At 60.0% G+C, this 12,437-nt stretch carries 13 protein-coding genes; 5 read left to right on the top strand and 8 right to left on the bottom strand.

The annotated features are described in order from the left end of the window. Positions 1-56 precede the first annotated feature (56 nt). From BK658_RS03535 to dadA, 4 genes are all read right to left on the bottom strand, one after another. Positions 57-605, bottom strand: coding sequence for a cupin domain-containing protein (locus BK658_RS03535; RefSeq protein ID WP_019694258.1), 549 nt, complete (start codon positions 603-605; stop codon positions 57-59). A 127-nt stretch (positions 606-732) separates the two neighbouring features. Next, positions 733-1,806 carry an alanine racemase gene (gene alr, locus BK658_RS03540; protein ID WP_123581082.1) on the bottom strand — a complete coding sequence of 358 codons (1,074 nt, stop codon included), beginning with the start codon at positions 1,804-1,806 and terminating at the stop codon, positions 733-735. Between the two features lie 91 nt (positions 1,807-1,897). Then, on the bottom strand, positions 1,898-2,251 hold the full coding sequence (locus BK658_RS03545) for a RidA family protein (protein WP_123581083.1): 354 nt from the start codon (positions 2,249-2,251) through the stop codon (positions 1,898-1,900). Beyond that, positions 2,223-3,527 (bottom strand): D-amino acid dehydrogenase, encoded by a 1,305-nt coding sequence (gene dadA / locus BK658_RS03550; RefSeq protein WP_019694261.1) that lies wholly within the window; start codon positions 3,525-3,527, stop codon positions 2,223-2,225. Before dadA ends, BK658_RS03545 begins: the two co-directional genes overlap by 29 nt. Before the next feature lie 156 nt (positions 3,528-3,683). Here dadA and BK658_RS03555 point away from each other — a divergent pair, with 156 nt between their 5' ends. Further along, the gene (locus BK658_RS03555) at positions 3,684-4,172 is read left to right on the top strand and encodes an Lrp/AsnC ligand binding domain-containing protein (RefSeq protein ID WP_003206849.1); all 489 of its coding nucleotides are present in this window, start codon (positions 3,684-3,686) and stop codon (positions 4,170-4,172) included. Positions 4,173-4,335: 163 nt separating this feature from the next. Here the strand turns inward: BK658_RS03555 and BK658_RS03560 are convergent, their stop codons facing one another. Then, positions 4,336-4,689 carry a YkgJ family cysteine cluster protein gene (locus BK658_RS03560; protein WP_054594636.1) on the bottom strand — a complete coding sequence of 118 codons (354 nt, stop codon included), beginning with the start codon at positions 4,687-4,689 and terminating at the stop codon, positions 4,336-4,338. A gap of 149 nt (positions 4,690-4,838) precedes the next feature. Here BK658_RS03560 and BK658_RS03565 point away from each other — a divergent pair, with 149 nt between their 5' ends. Next, complete coding sequence (locus tag BK658_RS03565; RefSeq protein WP_123581084.1) at positions 4,839-6,152, top strand: NAD(P)/FAD-dependent oxidoreductase; 1,314 nt, start codon at positions 4,839-4,841, stop codon at positions 6,150-6,152. Positions 6,153-6,295: 143 nt separating this feature from the next. Here BK658_RS03565 and BK658_RS03570 read toward each other — a convergent pair whose 3' ends face one another. Continuing rightward, positions 6,296-6,541: a DUF1127 domain-containing protein gene (locus BK658_RS03570; RefSeq protein WP_123581085.1), complete on the bottom strand. Its 246-nt coding sequence runs from the start codon at positions 6,539-6,541 to the stop codon at positions 6,296-6,298. Positions 6,542-6,718: 177 nt separating this feature from the next. Here BK658_RS03570 and BK658_RS03575 point away from each other — a divergent pair, with 177 nt between their 5' ends. Together BK658_RS03575 and BK658_RS03580 are read left to right on the top strand one after the other, a co-directional pair. After that, positions 6,719-8,161 carry an aminotransferase-like domain-containing protein gene (locus BK658_RS03575; RefSeq protein ID WP_123581086.1) on the top strand — a complete coding sequence of 481 codons (1,443 nt, stop codon included), beginning with the start codon at positions 6,719-6,721 and terminating at the stop codon, positions 8,159-8,161. A gap of 87 nt (positions 8,162-8,248) precedes the next feature. Next, entirely contained in the window at positions 8,249-9,814 is a 1,566-nt protein-coding gene (locus BK658_RS03580; RefSeq protein WP_123581087.1) for a phospholipase D family protein, read from the top strand. Positions 9,815-10,116: 302 nt separating this feature from the next. Here BK658_RS03580 and BK658_RS03590 read toward each other — a convergent pair whose 3' ends face one another. After that, positions 10,117-11,610, bottom strand: a complete 1,494-nt coding sequence (locus BK658_RS03590) for an aldehyde dehydrogenase (RefSeq protein ID WP_123581089.1) — start codon at positions 11,608-11,610, stop codon at positions 10,117-10,119. Positions 11,611-11,845: 235 nt separating this feature from the next. Here BK658_RS03590 and BK658_RS03595 point away from each other — a divergent pair, with 235 nt between their 5' ends. Beyond that, entirely contained in the window at positions 11,846-12,208 is a 363-nt protein-coding gene (locus BK658_RS03595; protein WP_123581090.1) for a cupin domain-containing protein, read from the top strand. A gap of 72 nt (positions 12,209-12,280) precedes the next feature. On the opposite strand, the gene rpmG is transcribed toward BK658_RS03595, so the two are convergent. Beyond that, entirely contained in the window at positions 12,281-12,436 is a 156-nt protein-coding gene (gene rpmG, locus BK658_RS03600; RefSeq protein WP_007894709.1) for a 50S ribosomal protein L33, read from the bottom strand. Position 12,437: the final 1 nt, after the last annotated feature.

The raw sequence follows: 12,437 nt of genomic DNA on the forward strand, positions 1-12,437 counted from the left end.
TCGTGGCGAAATACAGCATGGGGCGACTCGCAAAACCTTGCCGGACGCCTGTTTTCTTAGAAATTCGCCGGCGTGGCTGCGCTAATTAGTCGCGCAGGCGCATCAAACGGATTTCGGAAACGGTGCGGTTTGGTGCTTTCGAAATAGTAGCTGTCACCGGCCTCGAGCACGAATGTCTCGAGCCCGACCACCAGCTCCAGCCGACCTTCGAGCAGAATCCCGGTTTCCTCTCCCTCATGGGTGAGCATCTCTTCACCGGTATCGGCGCCTGGCGGGTAGATCTCGTTGAGGAACGCGATAGCACGGCTCGGATGAGCCTTGCCGACCAGTTTCATGGTCACTGCGCCATCGGAGATATCGATCAGCTCATTGGCTTTGTAGACGATCTGCGTCGGTTTTTCCTGAAGAATTTCTTCGGAAAAGAACTCGACCATGGACATGGGGATGCCGCCAAGTACCTTCCTCAGCGAACTGATCGAAGGGCTGACGCTGTTTTTCTCGATCATTGAAATGGTGCTATTGGTAACGCCTGCCCGCTTGGCGAGCTCTCGCTGGGATAGACCTTTCAGTTTACGGATCGATTGCAGTCGTTCACCGACGTCCAATGCATTAGCCTCCCAGGATTCAGATTGTGTGGATAGTGAGCGTTATCATGGCGACAGCGTTCAGTATTTACAACACTTGGGTCTGAATCCTGTTTGGCAAAGCGACTTCTGGTCTCGACAGCCCGCCTCAACTCCCGGAATAGAGCCGTGGTACGCGACGCAGATTGCAGAAGATCTGGTAGGGAATGGTCCCGGCAGCCATGGCGACGTCGCTGGCCAGGATGTTTTTACCCCACAATTCGACCGTCGAACCGAGGCCTGCCTGCGGCACATCAGTCAAATCGATGCAGAGCATGTCCATCGACACCCGTCCCAGCAGTTGGCTGCGTTGTCCAGCCACCAGAACCGGCGTGCCGGTAGGCGCCTGACGCGGATAACCGTCGGCATAGCCCATGGCGACCACGCCGATGCGCATCGGCTTCTGGGTGATGAACTTCGCCCCATAGCCCACCGGCTCACCGGCCGGCAGTTCGCGCACACTGATGACTTTCGATTCCAGGGTCATCACCGGCTGCAAGCGTGCCGCCACTGGATTGGCTTCTTCGAAAGGTGTCGCGCCATAAAGCATGATGCCCGGACGAACCCAATCGCTCGGCACCTGCGGCCAGCCCAGCACCGCCGGCGAGTTACACAAGCTGACCTGCGCCGACAAGCCCTGACGCGCCGCTTCAAACACTGCAACCTGCTCTGCCGCGCTGCTGCTATGCAGCTCATCGGCACGCGCAAAGTGACTCATCAGCACGATCTTCGAGACTTTGCCGCTGGCCAGCAAACGCTGATATGCCGCCTGATAATCCGCCGGATGCAGGCCAACCCGGTGCATGCCCGAATCAAGCTTGAGCCAGACCGTGATCGGCTTGCTCAACGCGGCATTCTCGAGCGCTTCGAGCTGCCACAGCGAATGCACCACGCACCAGAAATCATGCTCAACGATCAGCGACAGTTCATCGGCTTCGAAAAAACCTTCGAGCAGCAAGACCGGCGCACGAATACCGGCGGCGCGCAGTTCCAGGGCTTCTTCGATACAGGCCACGGCGAAACCGTCCGCCTCGGCCTCCAGGGCTTGGGCACAACGCACCGCGCCATGGCCATAGGCATCGGCCTTGATCACCGCGAGGGCGCGCGCCCCCGAGACTTCACGGGCCAGTTGATAGTTATGACGCAGGGCTTGAAGATCGATCAGGGCACGGGCAGGACGCATGGCGGCAGACTTCTAGGCGGTCATGAGGAAGAAAAAACCGGCGCTGACTGACGGCGTGAACCGCCAACAGCACCGGGAGAGGGATCGTTGCTTAAGGAAAAGCAGCCACTACCGACAGCTCAACCAGAATTTCCGGTTCGCACAACTTGGCTTCGACCGTCGCACGGGCGGGCGCGACGTTCTTTGGCAACCAAGTGTCCCAGACACTGTTCATGCCCTCGAAATGGGCATCGATGTCTTTCAGGTAAATCGTCACCGACAGCAGTTTGGTCTTGTCGGTCCCGGCCAGATCCAGCAAACGCTCGATGTTGGCGAGGGTTTCACGGGTCTGCTGTTCAATCCCGGCACTCATGTCGTCGCCGACTTGCCCTGCCAGATACACGGTACCGTTGTGGGCAACGATCTGGCTCATGCGCTCATTGGTGAGCTGGCGCTGGATTGACATGCTTTTCAGACTCCTTTGGGGTGTTGCCATAACGAGAAATATCGAGGCCTTCAGCACTGATCTGCGGCGTTTTCTTCGCCATCAGGTCGGCCAGCAAGCGGCCGGAGCCACACGCCATGGTCCAGCCGAGTGTGCCGTGACCGGTGTTCAGGAACAGGTTCTTGAACGGAGTGGCGCCAACAATCGGCGTGCCGTCCGGTGTGGTCGGACGCAGACCGGTCCAGAAACTCGCCTCGGCCAGGTCGCCGCCCTGAGGATAAAGATCGTTGACGATCATCTCCAGCGTTTCGCGTCGACGCGGGTTAAGCGACAGGTCAAAACCGGCTATCTCAGCCATGCCGCCCACGCGAATGCGGGTGTCGAAACGGGTGATCGCAACCTTGTAGGTCTCATCGAGAATAGTCGATGTCGGGGCCATCGCCGGATTAGTGATCGGCACGGTCAGCGAGTAGCCCTTGAGCGGGTACACCGGGGCCTTGATGCCCAACGGCTTGAGCAACTTCGGCGAGTAGCTGCCGAGCGCCAATACGTAACGGTCGGCGGTTTCCAGCTTGCCGTCGATCCACACGCCGTTGATCCGGTCACCGGCGTAGTCGAGGCGCTGAATGTCCTGGTCAAAGCGGAATTCCACACCCAGTTTCACGGCCATTTCGGCCAGGCGCGTAGTGAAGATCTGGCAGTCGCCGGTCTGGTCGTTCGGCAGGCGCAAGGCACCGGCGAGGATATCGGTCACGCTGGCAAGCGCCGGTTCGACGCGGGCAATGCCGGCGCGGTCGAGCAGTTCAAATGGCACGCCGGACTCTTTCAGGACGGCGATATCTTTTGCAGCGCCATCCAGCTGCGCCTGAGTGCGGAATAGTTGAGTAGTCCCCAGGGTGCGGCCTTCGTAGGCAATGCCGGTTTCAGCACGCAGTTCATCGAGGCAGTCACGGCTGTACTCGGACAGACGGACCATGCGCTCCTTGTTCACCGCATAACGGCTGGCGGTGCAGTTGCGCAGCATTTGCGCCATCCACAGGTATTGGTCGATATCGGCGGTGGCCTTGATCGCCAGCGGTGCGTGGCGTTGCAGCAGCCATTTGATGGCTTTGAGCGGCACGCCCGGCGCGGCCCACGGCGAGGCATAGCCCGGCGAGACCTGGCCGGCATTGGCGAAACTGGTTTCCATGGCAGCAGCCGGCTGACGATCGACGACCACCACTTCAAACCCGGCCCGAGCCAGATAGTAGGCACTGGCGGTACCGATGACGCCGCTACCCAAGACCAGAACGCGCATTTTAGTATCCCTCATCGCGGCTTACCGCTGACGTTTGTTGTTCAAATCACAGATGTGCGCAGTGTAAAAAACATTTGCCAGTGCTTTTCACTATATAAGCACCTATATTTGGCGACAATTCTCGGCGAAATAGCTTTTTACGGAGGCGCATCCCCTATGCGGACCAATACTCAGACCAAACGCGAGCTGGACAAGATCGACCGCAACATCCTGCGCATCCTTCAGGCGGACGGGCGGATTTCGTTTACCGAGCTTGGGGAGAAAGTCGGGTTGTCGACCACGCCCTGCACTGAGCGGGTGCGGCGCCTGGAACGCGAAGGGATCATCATGGGCTACAACGCCCGGCTTAACCCGCAGCACCTCAAGGGCAGCCTGCTGGTGTTCGTCGAGATCAGCCTCGACTACAAGTCCGGCGATACCTTCGAAGAGTTCCGACGCGCCGTGCTGAAACTGCCGCACGTGCTGGAATGCCACCTGGTGTCAGGGGATTTCGACTACCTGGTGAAAGCGCGGATTTCCGAGATGGCCTCGTACCGCAAACTGCTGGGCGACATCCTGCTCAAATTGCCCCACGTGCGTGAGTCCAAGAGCTATATCGTGATGGAAGAAGTGAAAGAGAGCCTGAACCTGCCGATTCCGGATTGAGGTCAGGTCTGAGGAAATGGTTGCCTGAGCAGGCGCCATCGCGAGCAGGCTCGCTCCCACATGGGGCCCTGCCGTGCACAAAACGGTGCCCACTGAAAATCTACTGTGGGAGCGAGCCTGCTCGCGATTGAAGCGACTCGGTCTACCTGAAGCAACGGCGCCTCTAAACCAGGACCTGCCGGGTGCTGGCCATGTATTCATGGATCTGCTTCTCGACCCGTGGGTGAATCAACTCCACCGGGCGGCGGCCGTTGGGGCATGGCAGGGTTGCCGTGGTGCCGAACAGCCGACAGATCAACGGCCGCTCGTCATACACCGTGCAGCCATCGGGGCCCAGGTGCACACAGTTCAGTTCATCCATCGCGGCGTCCTGCTCGGCCCTGGTCTTACGCGGCAGGCGCGACATTTCTTCTGGCGATGTAGTCACCGGGCCACAGCAGTCGTGGCAACCGGGCACGCACTCAAACGAGGGGATTTGCTGGCGAAGAGCGCGGATTTTCTGACTGTTGCAGCTCATCGAAGCGAGTACCGGGAAAGTGAACGGGGTGGGATTTTGCCCTAAAAGCCTCGCGCCAGACAGCATTAGCCGACCAGTGTTGCCCAGCCCGAAAGGCCCGGCTTATGCTCCGTAAAATTTACTAAACACACGAAACCCGGATGACACCCATGAACGCCCGTGTTCAGCAGCCTGCCCCGAACAACCGGCATACAGCGTCTTACTACGCCGCCAGCAGCCTTCCGCAGCCCGATTATCCGGTGCTTGAAGGTGAACTGCTGGCTGACGTGTGCGTGGTGGGCGGCGGATTTTCCGGGCTGAACACTGCTATCGAGTTGGCCGAACGCGGCCTCAACGTGGTGCTGCTCGAAGCGCGCAAAATCGGCTGGGGCGCCAGCGGGCGCAACGGCGGACAACTGATTCGCGGGATCGGTCATGGCCTCGATCAGTTTGCCGAGGTGATCGGCACGGACGGCGTCCGTCAGATGAAACTCATGGGGCTGGAAGCGGTGGAGCTCGTCCGGCAACGGGTCGAGCATTTTCAGATCGCCTGCGACCTGACCTGGGGTTACTGCGACCTGGCCAACAAACCTCGCGACCTTGAAGGTTTCGCCGATGACGCGGCCGAGCTGCGCAGCCTCGGCTATCGCCATGAGACCCGATTGCTGCAAGCCCATGAAATGCACAGCGTGGTCGGTTCTGACCGCTACGTCGGTGGCTTGATCGATATGGGTTCCGGGCATTTGCACCCGTTGAACCTGGCCTTGGGCGAAGCCGCTGCGGCGCAGCAACTAGGCGTGAAGCTGTTCGAACAATCGGCCGTGACCCGCATCGACTATGGCAGCGAGGTCAAGGTCCACACGGCGCAAGGCTCGGTCCGCGCCAAGACCCTGGTGCTCGGCTGCAACGCCTACCTCAACAACCTGAACCCCGAACTCAGCGGCAAAGTGCTGCCCGCCGGCAGTTACATCATCGCCACCGAACCCTTGAGCGCAGCGCAGGCCCACGCATTACTGCCGCAGAACATGGCGGTCTGTGATCAGCGAGTGGTGCTGGACTACTACCGGCTCTCGGCGGATCGGCGCTTGCTGTTCGGCGGCGCCTGCCACTATTCCGGTCGCGATCCATCGGACATCGCCGCGTATATGCGACCGAAGATGCTCGACGTCTTCCCGCAACTGGCCGGGGTGAAGATCGACTATCAATGGGGCGGGATGATCGGCATCGGCGCCAACCGCCTGCCGCAGATCGGCCGGCTCAAGGACCAGCCGAATGTGTATTACGCCCAGGCCTACTCCGGCCATGGGCTGAACGCCACCCACCTGGCGGGCAAGCTGCTGGCCGAAGCCATCAGTGGTCAACAAGGTGGCGGTTTCGACCTGTTCGCCAAGGTGCCGCACATTACCTTTCCGGGCGGAAAGTATTTGCGGTCGCCGTTGTTGGCGTTGGGGATGTTGTGGCATCGGATGAAAGAGTTGGTCTGAAAGCTGGCCTGTGTTCTTACCGGCCTCATCGCGAGCAGGCTCGCTCCCACAGGTATCTACAGTGAACACACATTTTGTGAGCACCAGTGATCAATTGTGGGAGCGAGCCTGCTCGCGATTGGCCTGAGAGAACACCGTAGAACTCAGATCCGCCAAAAAGGTTTGAGCCCCTCCTCCCGCGCCTCTGCACGACTCAACCCAACATCGCGCAACTGCTCGGGCGAAAGCTCAAGCAAGGCCTTGCGCGTGTGCAGACGATGCCAGAACAGTCCCCAGCGACCGAGACCGGACGGGGCATTGCACATCGTTGCCGCGTGCATGCCCTTTTCCTGCCCAGCCTCCAGCTCCTGACTGTGTAACGTCAGCCGCACATCGCTCAAGCCGTTCATTTTGATTGCTCCTGTTTACTTGGGTCGCCAGAGATTCCATGATGCGCGGACCGGCAAAACCGTTACAGATTCAAAGGAGCTGTATTACTTCCATACAGATTTCCCGCTTTAGCGACTGAATCCTGTATTTTTGCTCCATCTGTACTGGTCCCTGAATCTCTTCACCGAGGCTGCACCATGACCCTTTACGTCAACCTCGCCGAATTGCTCGGCATGCGCATCGAACAGGGCTTCTACCGTCCGGGTGACCGACTGCCGTCGGTGCGGGCATTGAGCGTCGAGCACGGGGTCAGCCTGAGCACGGTGCAGCAGGCCTATCGGGTACTGGAAGACAGCGGGCTGGCGATGCCGAAGCCGAAATCCGGCTACTTCGTTCCGGCTGGACGCGAGTTGCCGGAGTTGCCGGTCGTTGGCCGTCCAGCCCAGCGCCCGGTGGACATTTCCCAGTGGGATCAGGTGCTGGAGCTGATTCGCGCCGTCCCACGCAAGGACGTCGTGCAGCTCGGTCGCGGCATGCCGGACGTCACCACGCCGACCATGAAGCCTCTGCTGCGTGGGCTGGCGCAGATCAGCCGGCGGCAGGACATGCCCGGCCTGTATTACGACAACATCTACGGCACCCTGGAACTGCGCGAACAGATTGCCCGCCTGATGCTCGACTCCGGCTGTCAGCTGAGCGCCAACGACCTGGTGATCACCACGGGCTGCCATGAAGCGCTGTCCACCAGCATTCGCGCGATCTGCGAGCCGGGCGACATCGTTGCCGTGGATTCGCCGAGCTTTCACGGCGCCATGCAGACCCTCAAAGGGTTGGGCATGAAAGCCCTGGAGATTCCCACCGACCCGATTACCGGAATCAGTCTCGAGGCGCTGGAACTGGCCCTGGAACAGTGGCCAATCAAAGCCATACAGTTGACCCCCAACTGCAACAACCCGCTGGGCTACATCATGCCGGAGGCGCGCAAACGAGCACTGCTGACCCTGGCACAGCGCTTCGACGTGGCAATCATCGAAGACGATGTGTATGGCGAACTGGCCTACACCTACCCGCGCCCCCGCACGATCAAATCCTTCGACGAAGACGGCCGCGTCCTGCTCTGCAGCTCGTTTTCGAAGACCTTGGCGCCGGGGCTGCGCATCGGTTGGGTCGCGCCGGGCCGGTATCTGGAGCGGGTGTTGCACATGAAATACATCAGCACCGGATCCACCGCCCCGCAGCCACAAATTGCGATTGCGGAATTCCTCAAGGGCGGTCACTTCGAACCGCATTTGCGACGGATGCGCACGCAATACCAGCGCAATCGCGACTTGATGCTCGACTGGGTCAGCCGCTACTTTCCCGCTGGCACCCGTGCCAGCCGTCCGCAAGGCAGCTTCATGCTGTGGGTCGAACTGCCGGAAGGTTTCGACACCTTGAAACTGAATCGTGCGCTGAACGATCAAGGCGTACAGATTGCGGTCGGCAGCATTTTTTCCGCCTCGGGCAAATACCGCAATTGCCTGCGCATGAACTATTCGGCCAAACCGACACCGCAGATTGAAGAAGCGGTGCGCAAGGTCGGCGCGACGGCGATCAGATTGCTGGCCGAGCAGCAGGACAGCACTCAACGGGACAGATGAGGCCATCAACCGACGCTTGAGCATTCACGGAGCATTGCCAAATGCCGTGCCATACTCCGAGTCCTGTCCATTCGCGGAAACTCCGATTTGCGTCCCAGACAAGCCCTGCTTCTTCTGCCGCTCATCTCGCTGCTGAGCGGCTGCACCTCTCTCGCCGTGCATCACGAGCCGAGCCAAGCGCTGCCAGCGGCGGACTCCGCCTTCGGGCGCTCGATCCAGGCACAGGCTGCGACGTATCAGGGCCGTTCCGGCTTCCGCCTGCTGCCCAACAGCAGTGAAGCCTTCATGGCGCGTGCCGAACTGATTCGCAATGCGCAAAGCAGCCTCGACTTGCAGTACTACATCGTCCACGACGGTGTCAGCACACGGTTGCTGGCGGCGGAGCTGCTCAAGGCTGCCGATCGCGGCGTGCGCATACGCATTCTGCTTGACGACACCACCAGCGATGGCCTGGACCAGATCATCGCCACCCTTGCTGCGCATCCGCAGATTCATATTCGCCTGTTCAACCCGCTGCACCTGGGGCGCAGCACCGGGCTGACCCGCACCATGGGGCGGCTGTTCAATCTGTCTTTGCAGCATCGGCGCATGCACAACAAGCTGTGGCTGGCGGACAACAGCGCAGCCATTGTCGGTGGCCGTAATCTGGGCGACGAGTACTTCGATGCCGAGCCCGACCTGAACTTCACCGACATCGACATGCTCGGCATCGGCCCGGTGGCCGAGCAGCTCGGGCACAGTTTCGACCAGTACTGGAACAGCGCCCTGAGCAAACCGATCGATGAGTTTATCTCGAGCAAACCCACGGCAAAGGATCTGGCCAACACCCGACTGCGACTGCAGGAGTCGCTGGAAGGCACCCGCCAACAAAACCATGCGCTGTACCAGCAACTGAAGATTTACCAGACCCATCCACGCCTGGATGTCTGGCGGCGCGAATTGATCTGGGCCTGGAACCAGGCACTGTGGGACGCCCCCAGCAAAGTGCTGGCCAAGGACGAGCCGGATCCGCAACTGCTGCTGACCACCCAACTGGCGCCCGAGTTACAAGGCGTCAGTAACGAGCTGATCATGATCTCGGCCTATTTCGTCCCAGGCCAAACGGGGCTGGTCTACCTGACGGGACGCGCGGATGCCGGGGTTTCCGTCAGCTTGCTGACCAACTCCCTGGACGCAACCGACGTGCCCGCCGTGCATGGTGGCTACGCGCCGTACCGCAAGGCGCTGCTGGAACATGGCGTGAAGCTGTTCGAGTTGCGCCGTCAACCCGGCGAGCATGTCGGCAGTGGTCCGAACCTGTTCCACAGCGCCGCCTCCCGTGGCTCCGTTTCCAGCCTGCACAGCAAGGCGATGATCTTTGACCGACAAAAGGCGTTCATCGGCTCATTCAATTTCGATCCGCGCTCGGTGCTCTGGAACACTGAAGTCGGGGTATTGGTGGACAGCCCGGAACTCACCGAACAGGTTCGCGAACTGGCCCTGCAAGGTATGTCACCGGCCCTGAGTTACGAGGCCCGGCTAGAGAACGGCCGGATGGTGTGGGTCACTGAAGACAACGGCCAGCCACACACCCTGAGCCGTGAGCCGGGGAGCTGGTGGCGACATTTCAATGCCTGGCTCAGCAAATCGGTGGGGCTGGAGCGGATGCTCTAGAAAACATCCCCGTCAGGTGGTGCGACTTGCATTGCCAAGATCGCAGCTGCGCCGTGCCAGGCCGACGCTCAGGACAGAGGCCAACACGGCGAAATAAGTCGCCCAACGCATGCTCCACGCTCCTGTGGATAATTATTTTTTACAAACGGCACAAAACAAATGTGGGAGCGAGCCTGCTCGCGATGACGGCGCAACATTCAACATTGACGTCGACTGTCATACCGCTATCGCGAGCAGGCTCGCTCCCACAGGGGATCTGCATCGTTCAGGGAGCCTGATTCAGAACAGGCTCCCTGAATGGTTTACAGCTTGATCCAGGTCGCCTTCAGCTCGGTGTACTTGTCGAACGCATGCAGCGACTTGTCACGACCGTTGCCCGACTGTTTGAAACCACCAAACGGCGCGGTCATGTCGCCACCATCGTACTGGTTGACCCACACGCTGCCGGCACGCAGGGCCTTGGCGGTCAGGTGGCCCTTGGAGATATCCGAGGTCCAGACAGCAGCGGCCAGGCCATACGGCGTGTCGTTGGCGATCCGGATCGCTTCATCGACGCTGTCGAAGGTGATGACCGACAGCACCGGGCCAAAGATCTCTTCCTGGGCGATCTTCATGGCATTGCTCACGCCATCGAAAATCGTCGGTTCAACGTAGGTGCCACCGGTTTCCTGAAGGATCCGCTTGCCGCCCGCCACCAGTTTGGCGCCGTCGGTGTGACCGGATTCGATGTAGGACAGCACGGTGTTCATCTGTTGCGTGTCGACCAGCGCGCCGACGTTAGTCGCCGGATCCAGCGGGTTGCCCGGTTTCCAGGCCTTCAGGGCCTCGATCACCAGCGGCAGGAATTTATCCTTGATCGAACGCTCGACCAGCAGACGCGAACCGGCGGTGCAGACTTCGCCCTGGTTGAACGCGATGGCACTGGCAGCGGACTCGGCCGCAGCTTGCAGGTCCGGTGCATCGGCAAACACGATGTTCGGGCTCTTGCCGCCGGCCTCAAGCCAGACGCGCTTCATGTTCGATTCGCCGGAATAAATCATCAGTTGCTTGGCGATCTTGGTCGAACCGGTAAACACCAGCGTGTCGACGTCCATGTGCAAGGCCAGCGCCTTGCCTACGGTGTGGCCGTAGCCTGGCAGCACGTTCAGCACGCCTTTCGGGATACCGGCTTCAACGGCCAGCGCCGCGAGGCGAATGGCGGTCAACGGGGACTTTTCGGACGGCTTGAGGATCACCGAGTTACCGGTGGACAGCGCCGGGCCGAGTTTCCAGCAGGCCATCATCAGCGGGAAGTTCCACGGCACGATGGCGCTAACCACACCCACTGGCTCACGGGTCACCAGACCCAGTTGGTCATGCGGGGTGGCGGCCACTTCGTCGTAGATCTTGTCGATGGCCTCACCGCTCCAGCTCAGCGCTTGCGCCGCGCCCGGAACGTCGATGTACAGGGAATCGCTGATCGGCTTGCCCATGTCCAGGGTTTCAAGCAGCGCCAGCTCTTCGGCGTGCTGCTTGAGCAGGCCGGCGAAACGAATCATGGTGGCTTTGCGCTTGGCCGGTGCCAGACGCGACCAGACGCCCGAGTTGAACGTGCTGCGAGCGTTTTCTACGGCGCGCTGGGCGTCGGCGGCATCACAGCTGGCGATCTTGCCCAGCAGACGGCCATCGACGGGGCTGATGCAGTCGAAGGTCTCGCCGGAGACCGCTGCGGTGTATTCGCCATTGATGTAGGCACGGCCTTCGATCTTCAGGTCGCGGGCGCGTTGTTCCCAGTCGGCACGAGTCAAGGTAGTCATACGAGAGTCCTCCTCTTATTGAATACGAGCGCCACGCGATCTACGCAGGCACCTACAGGAATTCTGCCCGGCCAGTCTTCAATTCGGCCCAAGGCAACTGCCACCCTAAACCAGCGGCCCCTCATGTTTCAATATATTTGACATAAGTCCGGTAAACGGCCTTGCGATGTTCATTTTAATAAACATAGACTTTGCTTTTCAGCCACTCGCGCCGCAATCACGGGGGATTACAAGAATGAGCATCCACGACATCGTCGACTTCAGCCAGGCCACCACAGCCGCCGAGCGCTACCGCCCGGACCCCGCAAAAATCCTCAAGGGCAACCCCGAGCAAGCCGTCTATAACCACTACAACAGCCCGTGCGGTCAGTTGAACGCCGGCGTGTGGGAAGGTGAAGTCGGGCAATGGACGGTGAATTTCACCGAACATGAATACTGCGAAATCGTGCAGGGGGTTTCGGTGCTGCGTGACCACGACGGCAATGCCAAGACCCTGCGGGCGGGCGATCGCTTTGTCATTCCGGCCGGTTTCCGCGGCACCTGGGAGGTGCTGGAGCCGTGCCGCAAGATCTACGTGGCGTTTGAACAGAAGGCCTGAGGCTTTTCTGACCACAACAAAAAAGGCCCGTATCTTGCGATACGGGCCTTTTTCTCAAGAGGGAAAAATCAATTACTTGATTTTGCCTTCTTTGTAGATCACGTGCTTGCGAACAACCGGATCAAATTTCTTGATCTCGATTTTGTCCGGCGTAGTGCGCTTGTTCTTGTCGGTAGTGTAGAAGTGACCAGTACCGGCGCTCGAAATCAAACGAATCAATTCACGCATG

This window comes from Pseudomonas brassicacearum (genome assembly GCF_003732175.1).
In the GTDB taxonomy this organism is placed as follows: domain Bacteria; phylum Pseudomonadota; class Gammaproteobacteria; order Pseudomonadales; family Pseudomonadaceae; genus Aquipseudomonas; species Aquipseudomonas brassicacearum_G.

Coding starts and splice junctions, on each gene's coding strand:
- rpmG (WP_007894709.1), bottom strand. CDS start 12,436: ATGCGTGAATTGATTCGTTTGATTTCGAGCGCCGGTACTGGTCACTTC.
- BK658_RS03555 (WP_003206849.1), top strand. CDS start 3,684: ATGCGGACCAATACTCAGACCAAACGCGAGCTGGACAAGATCGACCGC.
- alr (WP_123581082.1), bottom strand. CDS start 1,806: ATGCGTCCTGCCCGTGCCCTGATCGATCTTCAAGCCCTGCGTCATAAC.
- BK658_RS03560 (WP_054594636.1), bottom strand. CDS start 4,689: ATGAGCTGCAACAGTCAGAAAATCCGCGCTCTTCGCCAGCAAATCCCC.
- BK658_RS03565 (WP_123581084.1), top strand. CDS start 4,839: ATGAACGCCCGTGTTCAGCAGCCTGCCCCGAACAACCGGCATACAGCG.
- BK658_RS03575 (WP_123581086.1), top strand. CDS start 6,719: ATGACCCTTTACGTCAACCTCGCCGAATTGCTCGGCATGCGCATCGAA.
- BK658_RS03590 (WP_123581089.1), bottom strand. CDS start 11,610: ATGACTACCTTGACTCGTGCCGACTGGGAACAACGCGCCCGCGACCTG.
- BK658_RS03570 (WP_123581085.1), bottom strand. CDS start 6,541: ATGAACGGCTTGAGCGATGTGCGGCTGACGTTACACAGTCAGGAGCTG.
- dadA (WP_019694261.1), bottom strand. CDS start 3,527: ATGCGCGTTCTGGTCTTGGGTAGCGGCGTCATCGGTACCGCCAGTGCC.
- BK658_RS03595 (WP_123581090.1), top strand. CDS start 11,846: ATGAGCATCCACGACATCGTCGACTTCAGCCAGGCCACCACAGCCGCC.
- BK658_RS03545 (WP_123581083.1), bottom strand. CDS start 2,251: ATGTCAATCCAGCGCCAGCTCACCAATGAGCGCATGAGCCAGATCGTT.